Below are 19,472 nucleotides of genomic sequence, written 5' to 3'. Positions count from 1 at the left end.
TAGGATCAGCGGCCGAGATACGGACCGATCGCACTATAGTTCGAGATATTAAATTATTATGTGAGACCCGCTAATTTTTGTTTAATTTTTATACGCCCAGAAATGAATTCGCACAGCTGTTTGTCCTGAAAAAAAATCGCTTACTTATAGGTGTATCCCTTACGTTATGCTTCCCGCGCCAGGAACCGCCGGACATGCGGCTTACCATCGCCTGGCCGTTAAGCCGGACTCAGGATCTTGTGACCTGATAAGTTAATCGAAGCTTAACCGCTTCGCGTCATAACTCAATCCATGAAGATTGCGAACGATCCCAAAAGAGTGCTGCCGGTCATTGCCGGAAAGATCCGCGGGTTGGCTGAACCTGTCGTGCGCGAGCTGGAAGGCGTTCGACCGGCGCGCGCGCCGGAAGCGCGGACCGAGCCCAAAGCGAGAAGCAAACCCGCCCAGCACAGTGCCTCTGAGGCCGCCAGTGCCAAGACGACGCTCACCGGTTGGTCCACTAAGGATCTGATGACGGCGGTTCGGCAGGCCATCAAGAGTGGCCGGGCCGTGGCAAGGGGCCGCTTTTTGAACATCCGCATCTGAGTGCAGGTCCACTCCTCCTTCCAACCAATAATCTTGGCCGTTTCTTCTTCAGGCCAGACCTGCTTGCGGCTTCGATGCGCGCGGTCGCGGCGCCGGTGACTGCGGGCTCAGATCGCTGGCCCTTGCCGACCTGCGCCGTCTGCGCCACATTGTTTCGATGGAAACACCCGGTCAACCTAAAGCGCAAAGCTTTGAGCAACGTATTCCCGAGGGCGACGACCGCTTGCGGCGGGTCTGCCAGGACTGCGGCTTCGTCGACTATGAAAACCCGAAGGTCGTCGTGGGATCGGTGGCGACCTGGGGCGACAAGATCCTGCTGTGCCGCCGCGCCATCGCCCCCCGGATCGGGTACTGGACTCTGCCAGCGGGATATCTCGAGATTCACGAGTCGGCCGTAGATGGCGCCTGCCGGGAGGCCTGGGAAGAGGCCCGGGCGGAACTGGAGATCGATCAGTTACTGGGCGTCTACTCTATTCCCCGTATCAGCCAGATACAGCTTATATACCGGGCCCGCCTGGTGACGCCGGATGTTTCAGCCGGGCCGGAAACCCAGGAATTGGATCTCTTCGATTGGGCGGATATTCCGTGGGATGATATTGCTTTTCCATCGGTTCACTGGGCGCTCAACGACTTTGACGCTGTGCGTGGGATGACCGGTTTCGCGCCCAGAGGTAACCCCGCCGGGGAGACCGGCGCGATGTAACCGCAGTTGCGGCACTCAACCTTTTCTCTTTAATTCTCCAGACCCATCAATGAGCGGGCGAAGTCGCGGGCCTTGAAAGGCCGCATGTCCTCCGCGCCTTCGCCGACGCCGATGGCGTGAACCGGCAGCTTGAATTTCTCGGCCAGGGCCAGGAGTACGCCGCCGCGGGCCGTGCCATCAAGCTTGGTCACGATCAGACCGGTCACCGAGACCAGTTCCTTAAAGGTGCCGAGCTGTGAGATGGCGTTCTGGCCGGTGGTGGCATCGAGGACCAGCAGCACGTCGTGCGGGGCCTCGGGATCGAGTTTCTTGATCACGCGCAGGATCTTTTCCAGTTCGGCCATCAGGTCGGATTTGTTGTGCAGACGTCCGGCCGTATCAATCAGGACCAGATCTTTGTTCGTGGCTCGGGCCTTCTCGATGGCTTCGAATGCCAGGCCCGCGGAGTCCGCCCCGGGGGCTTTGGCGACCACTTCGCAGCCGGTGCGCTCGCCCCAGATCTTGAGTTGATCGATAGCCGCGGCCCGGAAGGTGTCACCCGCGGCCAGCAGGACCGAGTGGCCTTTCCGGGTCAGATCGGTCGCGAGCTTGCCGATGGTCGTGGTCTTGCCGCTGCCGTTGACGCCAACGACCAGAACCACATGCGGCCTGCGCGCCGGGTCGACGGCCAGAGGCTGGGCCACCGGTTCCAGAATTGCTGCGATATCATCGGCCAGGGCTTCGCGGACCTCGATGGGGTCGACATCCTTGTTGAAGCGCGTCTTGGCCAGATTGGCGGTCAGCTTGGCGGCGGTGCTTACACCCAGATCCGAGGTGATCAGCAGATCTTCCAGCTCCTCCAGTGCCGCATCGTCCAGCTTGCGCTTGGTGAAGATGCCCGTGATGCCGTCACTGAGCTTGGAGGACGAGCGGGTGAGGCCGGCTTTGAGACGTGAAAACCAGCCACCGCGTTTTTCTTCAGTTTCACTCACGCCGCAAGCGCCCCGATCAGTTGGGACTTATCCAAGCCCTTGATGTCAATTGGAAGAATTTCGCCGATATGCCCGGCGGGAAGAATGACAGGTGCATAGTGTTCACTCCTGCCGAAGCCGTCTTTCTCGACCAAAACCTGCGCGGTGCCGCCAATTCTACTCCTCAGAAACTGCGCTTCGCGCTCAGCGCCCAAAGCTCGCAGTCTGGCGGCGCGTTCCTTGCGCAGGTTGCCGGGTACCTGCGGCATGCGGGCGGCTGGCGTGCCGGGTCGGGGCGAATAGGGAAAAACGTGCAGGTAGGTCAGACCGCAGTCGTCGACCGCACGCAGGGAGTTCTCGAACATCTCGTCGGTCTCGGTCGGGAAGCCTGCAATGATATCCGCGCCGAAGACCACGTCCGGGCGAAGGGCGCGGGCGCGCTCGCAGAACTCTACCGCATCGGCGCGCAGATGCCGCCGCTTCATGCGCTTCAGGATCATATCGTCCCCGGCCTGCAGGGAAACGTGGAGATGCGGCATGAGGCGTTCTTCTTCGGCCAGCAGGCGCAGGATGTCGTCGTCGACCTCCACCGGATCGACCGATGAGAGGCGCAGGCGCTTGAGTTCGGGCACCAGGGCGAGCAGGCGCCGCGCCATTTGGCCCAGGCTCGGCTGGCCCGGCAGGTCCTTGCCATAGTCGGTAATGTCGACGCCGGTGAAGACAACCTCCGCCACGCCGTTTTCGACCAGCACCCGCACCTGCTTGACGATTTCGCCGATGGGGACAGAGCGATTGTTGCCCCGTCCGAAGGGGATGATGCAGAAGGTGCAGCGGTGGTTACAGCCCTGCTGAACCTGGACGAAGGCGCGGGTGCGTTCTTCGTAGCCATGGATCAGGTGGGCGGCGGTTTCGGTGACCGACATGATGTCGTTGACCACCACGCGCTCGGTCTGATCCAGGCCGAAGCTCTCGGCCTTCAGCTTTTCCTCGTTGCCCAGCACCCGGTCGACTTCGGGCATGCCCGCATAGCTCTCCGGCGAGATCTGGGCGGCGCAACCGGTGACGATCACCCGGGCGTTCGGGTTTTCGCGGCGGGCACGCCGGATGGTCTGGCGGGCCTGGCGCTCCGCCTCGGCGGTCACGGCGCAGGTATTGATGATGATAGCGTCGGTCATACCGGCGGCCCTGGCGTGTCCGCGCATGACTTCGGACTCGTAGCTGTTCAGGCGGCAGCCGAAGGTGATGATCTTGGGGTCGGTCATGACAGCGATGCCCGCTCGACTTTGCCCCGAAAGCTGGTGGCCACCGGTCCGGTCATGAGGACATGACCGTCCTCGCGCCACTCCAGGGTCAGGACACCGCCGTCCATGGTGGTTTCGACCCTGCGTCCCGTGAGACCCCGCCGGGCGGCGGCGACCGCGCCCGCGCAGGCACCCGATCCGCAGGCCAAGGTGATTCCGGCGCCGCGTTCCCAGACCCGCTGGCGCAAACGGTCGGGACCGGTCACGGAGAGGACCGAGATATTGGCGCGCTGGGGCAAAAGGGGATCATGCTCCAGCCGCGGCCCCAGCGTGGCCAGATCGATGGTGTCTGCATCTTCGACGAAGAAGACCGCATGGGGATTCCCCATATTCACGCCCACCGGATCCTGCAGCGGGCCCGCTCCGATGCCCAGATGCAGAGTATCGCGTTCTTCCGCCAGCGGGATCTCCTGCCAACCCAGGTTGGCGGGACCCATGTCGACGGTCACTTCGCCTGTCGTTGCCGTCTCGGCGGGCAGATGCCCGGCAAGGGTCTGTATAACCACTTGATCACGGCCTGTCTCATTCATGACCAGCGAGGCAATGCAACGGGTGGCATTGCCGCAGGCTTCCGCTTCGCCGCCGTCCGGGTTACGGATGCGCATAAAGAGGTCGGCGCCCTCGCTGGTCGGCGGCTCCATGACGATCAGCTGGTCGCAACCGATACCAAAATGGCGGTCAGCCAGCGTCCGCGCTTCCGCAATACTCAGCGGAATCGGCGCACTGCGACCGTCGAGCACGACGAAATCGTTGCCCAACCCGTGCATTTTTATGAAGGAAAGCTGATCCATGACCCGGGTTATATGGCCAGAGACCGCTATAAGTCCATGGGGAAGCTATGCTTTGCCTGCAATCCTGCCGCTCTTTGGGTTGAAATCGCAGAGTTTTAAGCGTAGGCCATCGCAACTTCCGACGCCGCAAGCAATGCCTTGACGGGCCGGAAATCGACGCCTATGTTCCGCGCCATCACAGCTTTGGCCATCTGCCGGCTTCGAGAAGCCCCGCCAGTCCGCGAGTATCGCGCACTGGCGCGAATTGCGTTTGGCCATTGGCGCCTCTGGTGGCCGCCGTGATTTCGTGCCCCGAGGGGCGGTCTTACTGACGATCGGATTGGACCGGTATGTTTGAGAGCCTTCAGGAACGCCTCGGCGATGTCTTTGACAAGCTTCGCCGCCGCGGTGCCCTTAGCGAAGAGGACGTTTCGGCGGCCCTGCGCGAGGTCCGCATTGCGTTGCTGGAAGCCGATGTCGCCCTGCCGGTGGTCAAGGACTTCGTTGAAGGGGTCCGCGAAAAGGCCATCGGTCAGGAAGTCCTGCGTTCGGTGACACCGGGTCAGATGGTCATCAAGATCGTTAACGACCACCTGGTCGAGACCCTGGGATCCGAGCATTCCGCCCTGAACCTGACAACGACGCCGCCGACGGTGATCATGATGGTCGGCCTGCAGGGCTCCGGTAAGACCACAAGCTGCGCGAAGATCGCAATGCGGCTGACCGGAAAAGAGAAACAAAAGGTCCTGATGGCCTCTCTGGACGTGCGGCGTCCGGCGGCGCAGGAGCAGCTGCGGGTTCTGGGCGAGCAGGCCCTGGTCAAGACCCTGAACATCGTCCCCGGCGAGCAGCCGGTCGCCATTGCCAAGCGTGCGCTGCAGAGCGGTGCCCTGGAAGGCTACGACGTGGTCATGCTCGATACCGCTGGCCGCCTGGCCATCGACGAAGAGCTGATGGCCGAGGTTGCGGCGGTTCGCGATGCGACCAAGCCGCATGAGACCCTGCTGGTGGCCGACGCCATGACCGGTCAGGACGCGGTCAACGTGGCCTCCGCTTTCCAGGAAAAGCTCGGTATCACCGGCATCATGCTGACCCGTGTGGACGGCGATGCGCGCGGCGGCGCGGCCCTTTCCATGCGCGCCGTGACAGGCTGTCCGATCAAGCTGCTGGGCTCCGGCGAAAAACTGGACGCGCTGGAAGACTTCCATCCGGATCGTATCGCCTCGCGGATCCTGGGTATGGGCGACGTGGTCTCCCTGGTCGAGAAGGCCGCGGAAACCATCGATCAGGAAGACGCCGAAAAACTTGCCAAGAAGATGCAGAAGGGCAAGTTCGACCTGGACGATCTGGCCTCGCAGCTCAAGCAGATGCAGAAGATGGGCGGGCTTTCCAGCCTGATGAACATGCTTCCGGGCATGAACAAAGCCCAGATGGCCAAGATGCAGAACGCCAAGCTGGACGACAGTCTGGTTAAGCGTCAGCTGGCGATGCTCTCCTCCATGACCCCGAAAGAACGGGCCAAGCCGGAGCTCATCAAGGCGAGCCGTAAAGTCCGGATTGCGGGCGGTTCCGGCACCACGGTGCAGGAAATCAACAAGCTCCTGAAGCAGTATCAGGAAGCCAACCGCATGATGAAAAAAGTCAAGAAAATGGGAAAAAAGGGCCTGATGCGCCAGGGCATGTCGGGACTGATGCCGCCCGGCGGCGGGTTCCCCCAGTAAGTACGAGATCATTGCTTAACGTAACGATGGCCAAGGTCGAGTGACTTGATCACGAGACCGGGCCCTGAGAATAAGAGCAGAAGGAAGTTCGATGTCCGTAAAAATCCGTTTGGCCCGTGGTGGCGCCAAGAAACGTCCTTATTACCGCGTCGTGGTTGCCGATACGCGCAGCCCGCGTGACGGCCGCTTCATCGAGAAGGTCGGTGCCTACAACCCGATGGTTGCCAAGGATCATCCCGATCGTGTGAAGCTGAACGACGATCGCATCAAGCACTGGCTCTCGGTTGGCGCGCTGCCGACGGACCGTGTGGCCCGCATCCTGGCGGCCAACGATCTTTACGCAACGCCTGCGATTCCGACGCAGACCAAGAAGGACAAGCCCAAGGCGAAAGCCCAGGAGCGTCTGGCAATGGAAGCCGAGGCCAAGCGTGAGGCCGAAGAGGCTGCTGCAGCCCCCTCTGAAGAAGCTCCGGCTGAAGAAGCTCCCGCTGAAGAGGCACCCGCAGAGGAAGCTGCCGAGGCTTAAGCTGCGGTGCTGGTTGTTTGGCGGCAGGTTTGATCCATGGCTGAGTCCAACGCCCCCTTGATGCCCAAGACCGATGCCGATGATAAAGTCTGTCTCGGCGTTGTTGCGGGCGCTCACGGGGTCCGGGGGCTGGTCAAGATCAAGAGCTTTACCGCCGAACCGCTGGATATCGGGGCTTACGGACCGCTGAGCGATGCCAAGGGGCAGCGCCGGTTCGATCCGACGATCAAGGGTCAGGTCAAGGAAACGGTTCTCGCGGCTTTTGCCGGGGTCACCGACCGGGATCAGGCCCAGGCCCTCAGGGGGACCCGGCTTTATGTTGCGCGCTCGGTTTTGCCCGAGCCGGAGGATGAAGAAGAGTTCTACAACACCGATCTGATCGGTTTGCGGGTTGAGAACGGCGCGGGAGAAGTTTTGGGCAGCGTCAAGGCGATGCACAATTTCGGTGGCGGTGATTTGCTCGAGGTTTTGCCCGCCGAGGGGAAATCCTGGCTGGTGCCCTTCACCAAGCTGGCGGTGCCGGTGGTGGATCTGGAGGCGGGACGGGTCGTTATCGATCCGCCTGAGGAAGTGGAAACCGGCGAGGCCGGGTCCGGTTGAAGTGGGCGCCTCGCGTTGAGGCGCTTTGAAAGTGAGGCGGCAAGGTGACGGACACTGTGTCGCGAGAGACGGCTTGCTGGGATGCAAGGGTTCTGACCCTCTACCCGGAAATGTTTCCGGGGTCGTTGGGGCAGTCCTTGGCCGGACGGGCCTTGAGATCGGGGCTTTGGTCTCTGGAAACGGTGGACATTCGCGACTTTGCGCGCGATAAACACCGCTCCGTCGACGATACGCCCTCAGGTGGCGGCGCAGGCATGGTTATGCGCCCCGATGTGGTGGATGCCGCTCTGGCATCGGTCGAGGATCGATCGGGGCCTGTTTTGTACTTGTCGCCGCGCGGGCGGCTCCTGGACCAGGACTTTGTCCGTGGTCTTGCCGGAGAACCGGGTGTCACGCTGCTGTGCGGGCGATACGAGGGGGTGGACCAGCGGGTGCTGGAGGCCCGGAATGTCGTCGAAGTCAGTGTCGGCGATTATGTTTTATCCGGCGGCGAGCCCGCGGCTCTGGTCCTGATGGACGCCGTGGTGCGCCTGCTGCCGGGGGTTATGGGGAACGATGACTCCGGGCTGGAGGAGTCGTTCGAGCAGGGCTTGCTCGAGTACCCGCTCTACACGCGGCCGAGCGATTGGCAGGGCCGCGAGGTGCCTGAGGTCTTGACCTCGGGGCATCATGACAATATACGCCTGTGGCGCTTAGCTCAGGCGGAAGAGATTACAGAGGCACGGCGGCCCGATCTCTGGGCGCGGTACCTGAAGCGAAGAAACGAAGTGCCCGGCAAAGGCCGTGCCGACGAAGAGTAAGGAATAGAGCGATGAATACGATCCAGCAGATCGAACAAGAGCAGGTCGCCGCGCTGAGCGCCAAGGGTTCTGCAGCGGACTTCGCCCCCGGCGATACCGTTCGTGTCAATGTGAAGGTTGTCGAGGGCACCCGTGAGCGTGTCCAGGCCTTCGAAGGCGTCTGCATTGCCCGCAAGAACCGCGGTCTGCAGTCTTCCTTCACCGTCCGGAAGATTTCCTACGGTGAAGGCGTCGAGCGTGTATTCCCGCTCTACAGCCCGCGTCTGGCTTCGGTCGAGCTGGTGCGCCGCGGTGATGTTCGCCGTTCGAAGCTCTACTACCTGCGTGGCCGCCGTGGTAAGTCCGCGCGTATCGCCGAGAAGACCACGGGTGCAGCCGGTAAGGCAGCCGCCGCAGAGCGACAGGTCGCAGCGGACGCCAAGGCCGCCCAGAAGGCCGCCAACAAGGCCGCTAAAGCCGCCGAGGCCTGAGGCCCTTCTTTTTTACGACAGTTAAAACTGCCGAACCGGTCCAAGCCAGCCTTTGGTGCAGACCGGTTCAGGCAGTTGCCGACCCGCTTCTCGGTTCTGGGACGCGGGTTTTGTCGTTTGTTGAATCTCGAGAGAAACAGTGGACTTGTTGGTCTCTACTGTTTGCAGATGTCTCGAATGGCTTGCCACTCTTTGTCGGACAGGGCAGGTCGACCTGTGTCCTCCAGGCCTTTTGTCAGCTGTGCGCGCTGTTCGCTAGAGGGGTGCGTTGAGAGCATCTGAAGGGCTGCGGGCAGATCTCCATCCTCTTCAGCCAGGCGCTCGAAAAAGTTCGAGAGGCCGACAACCTTCAGATCGGCTTTCTGTAGTAGAGCGATGGCCGACCGATCGGCCTCCGCCTCTGCCTCCCGGCTGTAGGACATGCGCAGCAGGATTTCACCTGCTGCGGCAACGATACCGCCGCCCATATCTCCCAGCAGGACCGAGAAAACAAAACTGATGCCCAGGCCCTGGACAATCGCCGTCGTGCCGTGCTGAAGGGTAACATGACCCATTTCGTGCGCCACGACCGCCGCGAGCTGATCAGGGCTCTGGGCAAATTCCAGCAATCCACGGAAGATGAAGATGCGCCCGCCGGGCAAGGCGAAGGCGTTGTTCAGCCCGCCGTCGATGACCTGAACATTGAAGTCGTAGGGACTGCCGCCGGCATCCGCCAACTCGGCGATCAGCCCGTCCAGGGCTTTCAGGCCGTCCGGATTATCACAAACCCGCGGTTCGTCATTGGTCATGGACGCGAATTCTTTGACGAGTTCGTCGGCAAACTGATCGGCCAGAGCCACTTCCCACTCGATCGGCACGACTGAGGCAACCCATCGGGAAGCGAGCGGCAGGCCGAACCAGATCGAGGCACCGAGCAGCCCGGCGCCGGCAATCGACAAAACCACATTGCGCAGGCGCCTGCTGACCGGCGGGCCGAAGAGCTGTGGTGCATGGATCCGGAAGTCCGCCAGCAGGCGCTGATCGTTCAGCGTCAGCCGGGCGTCCGGCCAGGAACGGCAGCCGATCCTGAAAGGAACCTGTTTGGCGATGTCATCGATGGCTTCCAGCTCTTCGAAAGGCCAGACGACGGGCTGGGCCAGTCCGTCGCCCGAGATCGCAAGGCCGGACAGATCGATCCTGACCGACACATCGTGCCGGTTGGCGGAGCTGCCGTCGTTAAAGCTGCCGTGATAATCGCTCAAAACCAGGATACCTCTGCCTGGGAGGGCTCCGGACTCAATCGTCTTGCATAACGTTGCCTTGCGTTCTGTTGCGCCAAGCTAAATTGCCCCGACATCCAGAACATCCGCGAGGCCTTCGCCGCGACCCCCACGCTCCGCATCACTCTGCTTGATCTCGTCGAGGTCGATCGTGCCTTTGACCAACAACGTTTCGGAGATAGCGCGGACGATGGGATGGATGAGTAAAATGAACTGCAAAGCGTTCAACAGAGATACGATCACCAAGGAAACAGCGATGGTTATGGCGATCGTCACCGTCGACAGATTTGCGAAAGGTTCGGCCGCTCCCGGTTGGCCGATATTGAACAGATCTCCGACAAAAACTCCTATGACCTCGAGGAGAGAGAACCAGATAATACCAAAGACAACTGCGAAAATCAGATAGATCAAGAAGATCTTCATCGTCTCCAGCGTGCTGTGGAACGAAAGGGCGCCGAAGCGGGTTCGCGACGCGAAGTAGCGGAATTCGGTGACCTTGTACCAGAGAAAAGAGATGCCCAGCGTCGGGATGACCAGAACGAGCGCCAGTACCCATTTCCAGAAGAGTTTTGAGGCTTTGCCATCGAAGGTCAGTTGCCGGTTACCGAACCAGGTGTTGTTGGTCCGGTAGTTCTGCAGGCGCGCCTGCATGTAGGGATAGGTCAGGCCAAGCGTGATGCCGGTGAGGAACATCAGGCCCATAGCGCGGAACGCATAGCCTGTTGCGGAGCCGCTCTGGGAAAAGCGGATGCCCCGCCACTGAGTACGAAGCAGGCGATAGCGCCTGGCGCGGAACACGGCGAAAAAGATAAGAAAGTAAAATCCCAAGAGATAGAAAATCATCAGGAGGCCAAACAGAGGATATCTCGCAGACAGAAACTCCAGGCCGATAAATCCGACGGAAAGCCCTGCCATGGCCACGGCAGCAACGATGAAGCCGAGGAGCAGTTCCATCGGCGTGCCAGTGTATTCCAGGCGGTCACCCAACACAGTCAGGCGGCTCCAAAGATAACGCCGCATGTTGGTTTTACCCCAAAAACGGTAAATGCCGAGCGTGAGAAGCCCGAGTATGGCGTTGGTGACGGCAATTTTGCCGATGCCACCGCTCGTGCCGTCGTAGACTGCAAATTGATGCAGGGGTTCCTGAGGGCCGGCCGCGGCTGTTGCCGCGGTGGCCGGTCCCATGCCGGGCTGAGCGGGGTTTTCGATACCGGAATCGTTAGAAGACAATGGATTAAATCACTTTTTGCAATTGAAATTTATAAGTTTATGGCGAAGATAGCCGTTCAATCTTAGCAACTCCAGGAAGGAAGCGCGGAACAGACAAGCTTTCGCCGCCAGGAAGTGCCGTCACCTCCCCATACCGGCCTCCCTGGATAGTTAAACCCGGCACACTATGGGTTGTGATTTTGTTAAAATTTCGTTTCAGGTCAGACCAATTGAAGGCTCGATTACGGCGCAGAAATCCCAGGAAGAGTCTTCTTCAGGACCGGAAGCGGTCGGTCCGGGCCGAAGACGTTAGAGGGCGTAAAACCCGCTTCTTCCATGCCCATGTGGCGGTAAAAACCGACCGCATTCGGGTCCGCAACCAGGCTCAAACCGGTCACGCCCTCGTTACGTGCAAAGGCTTCCATATCCCGCCAGAGCACTCCACCGACACCGCTGCCGATAGCCGCCGGATCGACGAAGCAGCATTCGACCTCCGCTTCCGGGCGTGCTTTCGAGAGGGCGTAGAAGCCCAGCGGCGGCGGCTCCTTGTCAGATCCGTCGTCCGAGGCTCTTTCGGCGATAACCACGTGATGGGCGGCCAGCAGGTCGGGTGTGACAGTCAGGGCCGGCACGCAGGCTTTGATGAAGGCATCGTCGTAACCCCAGTGGGCCTTTGAGCTCAGTGCGAGCCGGCTAAGGGCGGGGCAGTCTTCGGTCTTCGCGAGGCGGAGAGTAATGTTGCGAGGCATCTCGTGTGGTGGAACTGAAGTTCGTATCATTTATGATCGCTTTTGCGGTTTTCTGAGCAGGAAGTGCCGTGCTGGCGATGCTGAAGCATCGGCGAGCGGCGGTGACGCCGTTCAGAAAGCCATAAAAGCGACCTTTCCGGCGCCTTTGCAAGTCCCGCGGATGTCGTTGCGAGGACCTTGTGATGCTCCACATCACTGCGGCCCTCGCGCCTAACCGCGTAACTTGCAAAGACGTCATAAATCACACGAACTTCAGTTCCACCACACTAGCGTCCGGTGTTTCAGGTCGGAAGTGAGGTTGCTGCGATTCCGACACTTGAACCCGGATCTATGTTGAAGACCAGTGCCGCTCCCGCACTCCAGGTGGTGCCATTTTACTCCGCAAAGAAGTTCGATAGCGCGTCCAGGGTCTCGAGGGGCCGTTCTTCGGGAATAAAATGGCCGCAGTCAATGCCCTTGGCGGTAACGTCGCTGGCGCGCTCGCGCCAGGTGGCCGGGACGTCGTAATTCTCATGCATCAGGCCGCGCAGTCCCCAGAGCACCAGCAGGGGACAGCCAATCTTCTTCTGCAGATCCGCTTCGTCGTGCTCCAGATCGATCGAGGCTGCGGCGCGGTAGTCCTCACAGGTCGCATGGATGCAGGCCGGGTCCCGGAAGGCGCGCTGATAGGCCTCGACCGCTTCCGGCGCGAAGTTCTGCTTCAGGGCGGACCAGCGTGCCAGCTTTTCCTGCAGGTAATAATCCGGATCCTGGCCGATCATGCGCTCGGGCAGGCCGTTGGGCTGGATGAGAAAGAACCAGTGGTAATAGCCGGTGGAAACCGCCTGGTTGGTTGTCGCAAAAACCTTATGGGTCGGCACGATATCCAGCACCGCCGCGCGCTCCACATGATAGGGCCAGTCCAGGCAGAGCCGGTGGGTAACCCGCCCGCCCCGGTCATGCCCGGCAACCCGGAAGCTGGTGTAGCCCAGATGCTCCATGACCCGGACCATGTCGGCCGCCATGGCGCGTTTGGAGTAGCTCGAGTGATCCGCCTCGCCCAAGGGCTTGCTGCTGTTGCCATAGCCCCGCAGATCCGCACAGACGACAGTGAAGTTCTGCGCCAGCAGGGGTGCCACGCCGTGCCACATAACATGGGTCTGCGGGTAACCGTGCAGCAGCAATAAAGGTGGTCCGCTGCCACCCCTGCGCAGGTTGATCTCAACCTCGCCGGTATCAATCCGCTCCTGGGTAAAGCTCTCGAACATGGTGCGCGCCATCTGGGTTTGGTTGTTGTTCGGGCGAGAATGTCACAGGGAAGGGTCGGGCCGCAAATGGCTGTTGTCGTGAGACGTTCCGCAGGCGCGGAGCGCTGGAGACAGCGACGCCAAAAGGATTTCGAGGCCAGATAGCCCTTGGAGACGCATCACCACGTATCATATCGTAGTACAAGGCGCGCTGAGTGCTTACACAGAGGAGAGTCTGACCCATGGTCACAAGACGGAGCTTTCTCGTTGGCAGCGGCATCACGGTCGGATTGACGGCCTTGGGTGCATCCGCCGCCATGGCGCATCATGGCTGGCGCTGGACGGAGGACGGCAACTTCGAGCTGGTCGGTCTGATCCAGGCCGCGCAGCTCGGCAACCCGCACGGCGTCCTGACCGTGGATGCCGAGGGGGAAATCTGGACGGTGGAGGTCGGCCAGCCCTGGCGCAACGAACGGGCCGGACTGAAAGACGAGATGTTCGCCGTGGGCACGGAGGTGACCGTCTCGGGGCAGCGTTCCGAGGATCCGGAGCAAAAGCTGATGAAGGCCGAGCGGGTCACCATCGACGGCCAGCTCTATGACCTCTATCCGAACCGGGACTGAAGCTGTGGACGGGCGATCCGGCTGCAGGCAGAAAACCGCTCCGGCGAAGCAGTAAGCGATGGAGGTCTGGGCGACGGCCCTCGAGGCTCTGACGGCGCTCCAGAACATGGCCCTGCCTGCGGCTTTGCGCACCTCACGCTGGGTCTATCCTATCGTCAATGCGGGACATATCCTGGGCCTCGCCATGCTGTTCGGGGCCATTCTGCCGCTCGATCTGCGGCTCCTGGGCGTTTGGTCTTCGGTCCCCATCAAAACGCTGAGCCGTGTTCTATTGCCTGTCGCGATTGGCGGGCTGACACTCTCTCTCATCACCGGTCTGCTGCTGTTTTCCGTGAGCGCCGCGAAATATGCCGCGACGCCACTGTTTCTGGCGAAGCTCCTTTTGGTCGGCGTGGGCGTCGTAAATGCGCTGTTGCTGCGTCAGTCCGCTGAATGGCAAGAGGCCAAGGTCTCCGAAGGCCCGCTGATCCGCACGCGGCTTCAGCTGGCGGGCGGTCTTTCTATTCTCTTGTGGCTGGCGATTATCCTTTGCGGACGTTTTCTTGCCTATATCTGACCGCCCGGCCTTGCCGAATGCCAGCTATGCGCCATTCCTTTACAGTAAGACTTTTCCCGGGCTGGTGAAGTGGTTATTCTCCGGCGCCTCAGTGAGAATAGTGTGAGACATGCGTGTGCCCCGACCTGAGGTGGGTCGCCCTGGAAAGGGCTATAGGGTGGCAGTCTCCCAAAGCGCGTTTTGCGCTCTAAATTGTCTAATGAGAGGCCGGTTCACGATTTTCCTGGCGTACAGAAAATCGACCGGACTCAAGGGAGTGGCCAGGGCAAAGCCCGGCCGAAGAAGGAAGAAGCACGATGTCCGCACCACGCACCCTGTTCGATAAGATCTGGGACAGCCATCTGGTCGACCGTCAGGACGACGGCACCTGTCTGATCTATATCGATCGTCATCTGGTCCATGAAGTCACCAGCCCGCAGGCCTTCGAAGGTCTGCGCATGACCGGCCGGACCGTCCGCCGCCCCGAGGCCACCCTCGCGGTGCCCGATCATAACGTCCCGACCTCGGGACGGGCGCAGGGGATCGACGACGAGGAAAGCCGGATCCAGGTCGAGCAGCTCAGCAAAAACTGCGACGAGTTCGGCGTGCCGCTCTTCGGCATGGACGACGTGCGCCAGGGTGTCGTGCACATCATCGGGCCGGAGCAGGGCTTCACCCTGCCGGGCATGACTATCGTCTGCGGTGACAGCCATACCGCCACCCACGGCGCTTTCGGTTCGCTGGCCTTCGGTATCGGAACCTCCGAGGTCGAACACGTCCTTGCCACCCAGACCCTGATCCAGAAACCCGCCAAGAACATGCGTATCACGGTCGAAGGCAAGCTGCCGGTGGGCGTGACCGCGAAGGACATGGTGCTGGCCATCATCGGCAAGATCGGGACCGCGGGCGGCACGGGCTACGTGATCGAATACGCCGGCGAGGCGATCCGAGATCTTTCCATGGAAGGCCGCATGACGGTCTGCAACATGTCGATCGAGGGCGGCGCGCGCGCCGGTCTGATCGCGCCGGACGAAAAGACCTTCGAATACATCATGGGACGGCCCATGGCACCCAAGGGCGGGGCCTGGGAGCAGGCGCTGGCCTATTGGAAGACCCTGCCGTCGGATGAAGGCGCTACCTATGACAAGGAAATCGTCCTGAAGGCCGCGGATATCGAACCTCAGGTGACCTGGGGCACAAGCCCGGAAGACGTGATCCCGGTTTCTGCCGCGATCCCTGGGCCTGACGCCGCGCCTGACGACAATAAACGCAGCGCCATCGAACGTTCGCTTGACTATATGGGCCTGACCGCCGGGACGCCGATCAGCGAAGTGCCTATCGATACGGTCTTCATCGGGTCCTGCACCAACGGCCGGATCGAGGACCTGCGCGAGGTTGCCGCCGTGGCCAAGGGCCGCAAGGTCGCCGAGAACGTACGGGCCATGATCGTACCCGGTTCCGGACTGGTGAAGAACCAGGCCGAGGAAGAAGGGCTGGATCAGATCTTCATCGAGGCCGGTTTCGATTGGCGGGAACCCGGATGTTCCATGTGTCTCGCCATGAACGCCGATAAGCTGGCCCCGGGCGAGCGCTGCGCCTCGACCTCCAACCGGAACTTCGAAGGCCGCCAGGGCCGAGGCGGACGTACGCATCTCGTCAGCCCGGGCATGGCCGCCGCCGCAGCAGTCACCGGACGCATCACTGATGTGCGCGACTTGAGCTAAGCGGGGAAAAGGATAAAGCCATGGATAAATTCGACAAGCTGACCGCCACCGCCGCCCCGCTGCCCCTGGTCAATATCGACACCGATATGATCATTCCGAAGCAGTTCCTGAAGACCATCAAGCGCACCGGCCTGAGCGAAGGCCTTTTCTTCGAGCTGCGCACGGATGAAGACGGCAACGCCAAGGACTTCGTGCTCGACGAGCCGGCTTACAAGGATGCCCAGATCCTGGTCACGGGCGACAACTTCGGCTGCGGCTCTTCCCGTGAGCACGCCCCCTGGGCGCTGCTGGACGCCGGTATTCGCTGCATCATCGCGCCGAGCTTCGCGGACATCTTCTACAACAACTGTTTCAAGAACGGCATCCTGCCGATCGCCCTGCCGCAGGAGCAGGTGGACCTGCTGATGGATGACGCCGGCCGCGGCTCCAACGCGGTGATCACGGTCGATCTGGAGAAGCAGGAAATCACCGGGCCGGACGGCGGCACGATCTCTTTCGAGATCGACGCTTTCCGCAAGCATTGCCTGATGAACGGCCTGGACGACATTGGCCTGACCATGGCGAAGGGCGAGAAGATCGACAGCTTCGAGGAGCGCCGCAAGCTCTCGCAGCCCTGGGCCTAGTCTAAACAGACATCAAAAAGCTGACGCGCGCCGCCTGAAAGATTCGGCGGCGCGCTCCTATCAAGATTGCAGTGGGGAATATCTGATTCATGGCTTCCAATAAAAAGCTTCTGGTTCTTCCAGGTGACGGCATCGGTCCCGAGGTGATGCGCGAAGTGCGCCGCGTGGTCGATTGGTTCGACAAGCGCCAGGCGGTTCGCTTCGATCTGGAGGAAGATCTGGTCGGCGGGGCCGCGATCGACGCGCACGGAGTGCCGCTGGCGGATGCCACCATGGAAAAAGCCATGAATGTGGACGCCGTCCTGCTCGGTGCGGTCGGGGGTCCCCAGTGGGATAGCCTGGATTTCAACATCAAACCGGAACGCGGCCTGCTGCGTCTGCGCAAGGAAATGGAGCTTTTTGCCAACCTGCGCCCGGCGCTCTGCTTCGACGCGCTGGTCGATGCCTCGACCCTGAAGCCGGAGATCGTGTCCGGCCTGGACATCATGATCGTCCGTGAGCTGACCGGTGGTGTCTACTTCGGCGAGCCCCGCGGCATCGAGGAGCTGCCGAGCGGCGAACGCCGGGGCATCAACACCCAGGTCTACACGACCTCGGAAATCAAACGCGTTGCGGCGGTCGCGTTCGATCTGGCGCGTAAACGCGATAACCGGGTTTGCTCGGTCGAAAAGGCCAATGTGATGGAATCCGGCGTGCTCTGGCGCGACGAGGTCACCAAGCTGCATGATGCCGAATTCAAGGATGTAGAGCTGTCACACATGTACGCCGACAACTGCTCCATGCAGCTGGTGCGCGCGCCCAAGCAGTTCGACGTGATCGTCACCGACAACCTCTTCGGCGACATGCTGTCGGATACGGCGGCCATGCTGACCGGATCGCTCGGGATGCTGCCCTCGGCCTCCCTGGGCGACATCGACGAGACCGGCCGCCGCAAGGCCATGTACGAGCCGGTCCATGGCTCCGCCCCGGATATCGCCGGGGAAGACAAGGCCAACCCGCTGGCGACCCTGCTCAGCTTCGCCATGATGCTGCGCTATTCCTTCGATCTGGGCGAGGATGCCGATCTGATCGAGACGGCGGTCAAGAACGTCCTGAACGAAGGCAAGCGCACGGGCGATATCGTTGCGCCGGGTGCGACCATGGTCTCGACCACGGGCATGGGCGATGCGGTCCTGAGTGCGCTGGACCACCTGGCTGCATAGCGGATTATGTGAAGGTCAAAGGCTGAATTGACGTCAAGAGTGATCACGCGTAGTCTTGCTGCAGTTGCGAACCAAATTGGGAGACGGATTGATGAGAAAGAGAGTTGCAGTTCCTGCGGCCGCCCTGACTCTGGCTGCGTTCCTGGTTGCGCCCGCGGCGGTCTATGCCTGCAGCGGAATGAAATCTGTTGAAAATGAAGCTCAAACCGAGACTCAGACCGCGCAAACCCTGATTCCGACCACCACTGGCTCAGCGCCCATGACTCTGAAACCGGAGACTAAGGCGAACTGACCACTGTGCTTCAGGGTATTGGTAACGGGCCGCCCATGAGGCGGCCTTTTTTTGTTTTCGGCCCGTTACACGATCAAACCGCAGATGGACTGAGAACAAAATGAGGAAGAGAGATTATGACTTAATCCAGATTGTAACGCGCCCGTTCGCGGCCCAGGCGGCCGGTCAGGAACAGCGCGAACATGCGGAAATCGCTGATGAACGACCACCAGGGATGGGTAAAGGTCGTCGGCGTGTTCCGCTCGACCATGGCATGAGCGATCCAGGCGAAAGCATAGCCCGCCACCAGGGCCAGCGGCAGCAGCCACCAGTTGCTCGTGATAATCGCAGTCAGCAGTATGACCAGGCCCAGACCCGTGCCCACCGCATGGAGCAGCTGGGTGGCAGGTTTGCTGTGTTCCGCGAGATAGCGGGGCCAGAAAGCGCGATAGTCGGGACTGCGTTCCGCCATGGTTTCTTCACTTTCCAGGGAGCTTTCGGGTCATTTGGCCGGTTTGCCGCTCTGGTTACCTTGCATATTTGCTCGATCCCGCTTAATTCAACGCCGGAAATCGAGATTGATCAAGTTGGTAGATATTAGACATGGCTTATAAAGTAGCGGTAGTGGGTGCCACGGGCGCCGTTGGACGGGAACTTCTGACGACGCTGTCGGAACGCAAGTTTCCGGCCTCCGAAGTGGTTGCGCTGGCCTCCGAGCGTTCCGCCGGATCCGAGGTCTCCTATGGCGAAGATCACGTTCTGAAGGTTCAGAACCTGGCCACCTTCGATTTCGCCGGGATCGATATCGTGCTGTCGTCGCCGGGGGCGAAGGTCTCCGCCGAGTATTCCCCGAAAGCCGCACAGGCCGGTGCCGTGGTGATCGACAACACCTCGCATTTCCGCATGGATCCTGATGTTCCGCTGATCGTGCCGGAGGTCAACCCCGAGGCGCTGGCCGGTTACACCAAGCGCAACATCATCGCCAATCCCAACTGTTCGACCATTCAGTTGGCCCTGGCCATGAAGCCGCTCCATGAGCTGGCCAAGATCAAGCGGGTCGTGGTCTCGACCTATCAGGCGGTCAGCGGTGCCGGCAAGGACGGCATGGACGAGCTCTTCAATCAGACACGCGGCATCTTCGTGAACGATCCGGTAAAGAAGGAGCAGTTCACCAAGCAGATCGCCTTCAACGCTATTCCACATATCGATAGCTTCATGGATGACGGCTACACCAAGGAAGAGTGGAAGATGATGGTCGAGACCAAAAAAATCCTCGACCCGTCGATCAAGCTGACCGCGACCTGTGTCCGTATCCCGGTCTTTATCGGCCACAGCGAAGCCGTCACCATGGAGTTCGAGAAGCCCATTTCGGTCGAGCAGGCCCGGCTCGCGCTGCGTGAGCAGGAGGGCATCACAGTCATCGATCACCGTCAGGACGAGGGCTACGTCACGCCCGCTGAATGCGCCGGTGAGGATGCCACCTTCGTCAGCCGGATCCGGGTCGATCCGACCGTCGATAATGGGCTCTCCATGTGGGTGGTCTCCGACAACCTGCGCAAGGGTGCGGCCTTGAACACGGTTCAGATCGCCGAACTTCTGGTGCGCGAGCATCTCAGCTAAGGCTG

General features: G+C 61.0%; 22 protein-coding genes. 14 read left to right on the top strand and 8 right to left on the bottom strand.

Features of this window, described 5'->3' with window-relative positions:
* Window positions 1-291: 291 nt before the first annotated feature.
* Window positions 292-585, top strand: coding sequence for a hypothetical protein (locus FKG95_RS12890; RefSeq protein ID WP_142896797.1), 294 nt, complete (start codon window positions 292-294; stop codon window positions 583-585).
* A gap of 157 nt (window positions 586-742) precedes the next feature.
* Window positions 743-1,288: an NUDIX hydrolase gene (locus FKG95_RS12885; protein ID WP_142896796.1), complete on the top strand. Its 546-nt coding sequence runs from the start codon at window positions 743-745 to the stop codon at window positions 1,286-1,288.
* Window positions 1,289-1,317: 29 nt separating this feature from the next.
* Here the strand turns inward: FKG95_RS12885 and ftsY are convergent, their stop codons facing one another.
* Genes ftsY through dapF form a run of 3 tightly spaced genes read right to left on the bottom strand, consistent with a single transcriptional unit; the run spans window position 1,318 to window position 4,330 of the window.
* Window positions 1,318-2,259, bottom strand: a complete 942-nt coding sequence (ftsY, locus tag FKG95_RS12880; RefSeq protein WP_142896795.1) for a signal recognition particle-docking protein FtsY — start codon at window positions 2,257-2,259, stop codon at window positions 1,318-1,320.
* Window positions 2,256-3,500 carry a tRNA (N(6)-L-threonylcarbamoyladenosine(37)-C(2))-methylthiotransferase MtaB gene (gene mtaB / locus FKG95_RS12875; protein ID WP_142896794.1) on the bottom strand — a complete coding sequence of 415 codons (1,245 nt, stop codon included), beginning with the start codon at window positions 3,498-3,500 and terminating at the stop codon, window positions 2,256-2,258. The genes ftsY and mtaB overlap by 4 nt, the downstream gene beginning before the upstream one ends.
* Window positions 3,497-4,330 (bottom strand): diaminopimelate epimerase, encoded by an 834-nt coding sequence (dapF, locus tag FKG95_RS12870; protein WP_142896793.1) that lies wholly within the window; start codon window positions 4,328-4,330, stop codon window positions 3,497-3,499. Before dapF ends, mtaB begins: the two co-directional genes overlap by 4 nt.
* 329 nt (window positions 4,331-4,659) lie before the next feature.
* On the opposite strand from dapF, the gene ffh reads away from it, so the two are divergent.
* The 5 genes from ffh (at window position 4,660) to rplS (ending at window position 8,426) form a co-directional block, all read left to right on the top strand.
* On the top strand, window positions 4,660-6,030 hold the full coding sequence (gene ffh, locus FKG95_RS12865; RefSeq protein ID WP_142896792.1) for a signal recognition particle protein: 1,371 nt from the start codon (window positions 4,660-4,662) through the stop codon (window positions 6,028-6,030).
* Window positions 6,031-6,121: 91 nt separating this feature from the next.
* Window positions 6,122-6,556, top strand: coding sequence for a 30S ribosomal protein S16 (gene rpsP / locus FKG95_RS12860; RefSeq protein ID WP_142896791.1), 435 nt, complete (start codon window positions 6,122-6,124; stop codon window positions 6,554-6,556).
* Window positions 6,557-6,592: 36 nt separating this feature from the next.
* On the top strand, window positions 6,593-7,156 hold the full coding sequence (gene rimM, locus FKG95_RS12855; protein WP_246116757.1) for a ribosome maturation factor RimM: 564 nt from the start codon (window positions 6,593-6,595) through the stop codon (window positions 7,154-7,156).
* Window positions 7,157-7,200: 44 nt separating this feature from the next.
* Window positions 7,201-7,956 (top strand): tRNA (guanosine(37)-N1)-methyltransferase TrmD, encoded by a 756-nt coding sequence (gene trmD, locus FKG95_RS12850; protein WP_281281450.1) that lies wholly within the window; start codon window positions 7,201-7,203, stop codon window positions 7,954-7,956.
* Between the two features lie 11 nt (window positions 7,957-7,967).
* Window positions 7,968-8,426 (top strand): 50S ribosomal protein L19, encoded by a 459-nt coding sequence (gene rplS, locus FKG95_RS12845; RefSeq protein ID WP_142896790.1) that lies wholly within the window; start codon window positions 7,968-7,970, stop codon window positions 8,424-8,426.
* Window positions 8,427-8,581: 155 nt separating this feature from the next.
* Here the strand turns inward: rplS and FKG95_RS12840 are convergent, their stop codons facing one another.
* The 4 genes from FKG95_RS12840 to FKG95_RS12825 form a co-directional block, all read right to left on the bottom strand.
* Entirely contained in the window at window positions 8,582-9,667 is a 1,086-nt protein-coding gene (locus FKG95_RS12840) for a M48 family metallopeptidase (RefSeq protein ID WP_142896789.1), read from the bottom strand.
* 78 nt (window positions 9,668-9,745) lie between these two features.
* Window positions 9,746-10,870: a YjgN family protein gene (locus tag FKG95_RS12835; protein ID WP_142896788.1), complete on the bottom strand. Its 1,125-nt coding sequence runs from the start codon at window positions 10,868-10,870 to the stop codon at window positions 9,746-9,748.
* A 266-nt stretch (window positions 10,871-11,136) separates the two neighbouring features.
* Window positions 11,137-11,673, bottom strand: coding sequence for a GNAT family N-acetyltransferase (locus FKG95_RS12830; protein WP_218940181.1), 537 nt, complete (start codon window positions 11,671-11,673; stop codon window positions 11,137-11,139).
* A gap of 344 nt (window positions 11,674-12,017) precedes the next feature.
* Window positions 12,018-12,902: an alpha/beta fold hydrolase gene (locus tag FKG95_RS12825; RefSeq protein ID WP_246116756.1), complete on the bottom strand. Its 885-nt coding sequence runs from the start codon at window positions 12,900-12,902 to the stop codon at window positions 12,018-12,020.
* 209 nt (window positions 12,903-13,111) lie between these two features.
* Between FKG95_RS12825 and FKG95_RS12820 the strand changes: the two genes are divergently transcribed.
* The 6 genes from FKG95_RS12820 to FKG95_RS12795 all read left to right on the top strand — a co-directional run bounded on the left by FKG95_RS12820 (window position 13,112) and on the right by FKG95_RS12795 (window position 17,868).
* Window positions 13,112-13,492, top strand: coding sequence for a DUF6152 family protein (locus FKG95_RS12820; protein ID WP_142896787.1), 381 nt, complete (start codon window positions 13,112-13,114; stop codon window positions 13,490-13,492).
* Window positions 13,493-13,550: 58 nt separating this feature from the next.
* Window positions 13,551-14,048 carry a hypothetical protein gene (locus FKG95_RS12815; protein WP_142896786.1) on the top strand — a complete coding sequence of 166 codons (498 nt, stop codon included), beginning with the start codon at window positions 13,551-13,553 and terminating at the stop codon, window positions 14,046-14,048.
* Between the two features lie 296 nt (window positions 14,049-14,344).
* Entirely contained in the window at window positions 14,345-15,751 is a 1,407-nt protein-coding gene (gene leuC, locus FKG95_RS12810; protein WP_142896785.1) for a 3-isopropylmalate dehydratase large subunit, read from the top strand.
* 20 nt (window positions 15,752-15,771) lie between these two features.
* Complete coding sequence (leuD, locus tag FKG95_RS12805) at window positions 15,772-16,374, top strand: 3-isopropylmalate dehydratase small subunit (protein ID WP_142896784.1); 603 nt, start codon at window positions 15,772-15,774, stop codon at window positions 16,372-16,374.
* Window positions 16,375-16,463: 89 nt separating this feature from the next.
* Entirely contained in the window at window positions 16,464-17,576 is a 1,113-nt protein-coding gene (gene leuB / locus FKG95_RS12800; protein WP_142896783.1) for a 3-isopropylmalate dehydrogenase, read from the top strand.
* 91 nt (window positions 17,577-17,667) lie between these two features.
* Window positions 17,668-17,868, top strand: a complete 201-nt coding sequence (locus FKG95_RS12795) for a hypothetical protein (protein ID WP_142896782.1) — start codon at window positions 17,668-17,670, stop codon at window positions 17,866-17,868.
* 121 nt (window positions 17,869-17,989) lie between these two features.
* On the opposite strand, the gene FKG95_RS12790 is transcribed toward FKG95_RS12795, so the two are convergent.
* Window positions 17,990-18,319: an Mpo1-like protein gene (locus FKG95_RS12790; RefSeq protein WP_142896781.1), complete on the bottom strand. Its 330-nt coding sequence runs from the start codon at window positions 18,317-18,319 to the stop codon at window positions 17,990-17,992.
* A gap of 131 nt (window positions 18,320-18,450) precedes the next feature.
* Between FKG95_RS12790 and FKG95_RS12785 the strand changes: the two genes are divergently transcribed.
* Window positions 18,451-19,467, top strand: a complete 1,017-nt coding sequence (locus FKG95_RS12785; RefSeq protein ID WP_142896780.1) for an aspartate-semialdehyde dehydrogenase — start codon at window positions 18,451-18,453, stop codon at window positions 19,465-19,467.
* Window positions 19,468-19,472: the final 5 nt, after the last annotated feature.

It is taken from the genome of Denitrobaculum tricleocarpae (assembly GCF_007004665.1).
Classification (GTDB): Bacteria; Pseudomonadota; Alphaproteobacteria; order Kiloniellales; family Kiloniellaceae; genus Denitrobaculum; species Denitrobaculum tricleocarpae.
Note: the sequence above shows the minus strand (reverse complement) of the source record. Positions and strands in the feature narration are given on the sequence as shown.

Bases quoted from the DNA above. Each gene is read 5' to 3' on its own strand.
- FKG95_RS12890 (WP_142896797.1), top strand. From the start codon at position 292: ATGAAGATTGCGAACGATCCCAAAAGAGTGCTGCCGGTCATTGCCGGA.
- FKG95_RS12885 (WP_142896796.1), top strand. From the start codon at position 743: ATGGAAACACCCGGTCAACCTAAAGCGCAAAGCTTTGAGCAACGTATT.
- mtaB (WP_142896794.1), bottom strand. From the start codon at position 3,500: ATGACCGACCCCAAGATCATCACCTTCGGCTGCCGCCTGAACAGCTAC.
- dapF (WP_142896793.1), bottom strand. From the start codon at position 4,330: ATGGATCAGCTTTCCTTCATAAAAATGCACGGGTTGGGCAACGATTTC.
- ffh (WP_142896792.1), top strand. From the start codon at position 4,660: ATGTTTGAGAGCCTTCAGGAACGCCTCGGCGATGTCTTTGACAAGCTT.
- rpsP (WP_142896791.1), top strand. From the start codon at position 6,122: ATGTCCGTAAAAATCCGTTTGGCCCGTGGTGGCGCCAAGAAACGTCCT.
- rimM (WP_246116757.1), top strand. From the start codon at position 6,593: ATGGCTGAGTCCAACGCCCCCTTGATGCCCAAGACCGATGCCGATGAT.
- rplS (WP_142896790.1), top strand. From the start codon at position 7,968: ATGAATACGATCCAGCAGATCGAACAAGAGCAGGTCGCCGCGCTGAGC.
- FKG95_RS12835 (WP_142896788.1), bottom strand. From the start codon at position 10,870: ATGGGACCGGCCACCGCGGCAACAGCCGCGGCCGGCCCTCAGGAACCC.
- FKG95_RS12830 (WP_218940181.1), bottom strand. From the start codon at position 11,673: ATGATACGAACTTCAGTTCCACCACACGAGATGCCTCGCAACATTACT.
- FKG95_RS12825 (WP_246116756.1), bottom strand. From the start codon at position 12,902: ATGGCGCGCACCATGTTCGAGAGCTTTACCCAGGAGCGGATTGATACC.
- FKG95_RS12820 (WP_142896787.1), top strand. From the start codon at position 13,112: ATGGTCACAAGACGGAGCTTTCTCGTTGGCAGCGGCATCACGGTCGGA.
- FKG95_RS12815 (WP_142896786.1), top strand. From the start codon at position 13,551: ATGGAGGTCTGGGCGACGGCCCTCGAGGCTCTGACGGCGCTCCAGAAC.
- leuC (WP_142896785.1), top strand. From the start codon at position 14,345: ATGTCCGCACCACGCACCCTGTTCGATAAGATCTGGGACAGCCATCTG.
- leuD (WP_142896784.1), top strand. From the start codon at position 15,772: ATGGATAAATTCGACAAGCTGACCGCCACCGCCGCCCCGCTGCCCCTG.
- leuB (WP_142896783.1), top strand. From the start codon at position 16,464: ATGGCTTCCAATAAAAAGCTTCTGGTTCTTCCAGGTGACGGCATCGGT.
- FKG95_RS12795 (WP_142896782.1), top strand. From the start codon at position 17,668: ATGAGAAAGAGAGTTGCAGTTCCTGCGGCCGCCCTGACTCTGGCTGCG.
- FKG95_RS12790 (WP_142896781.1), bottom strand. From the start codon at position 18,319: ATGGCGGAACGCAGTCCCGACTATCGCGCTTTCTGGCCCCGCTATCTC.
- FKG95_RS12785 (WP_142896780.1), top strand. From the start codon at position 18,451: ATGGCTTATAAAGTAGCGGTAGTGGGTGCCACGGGCGCCGTTGGACGG.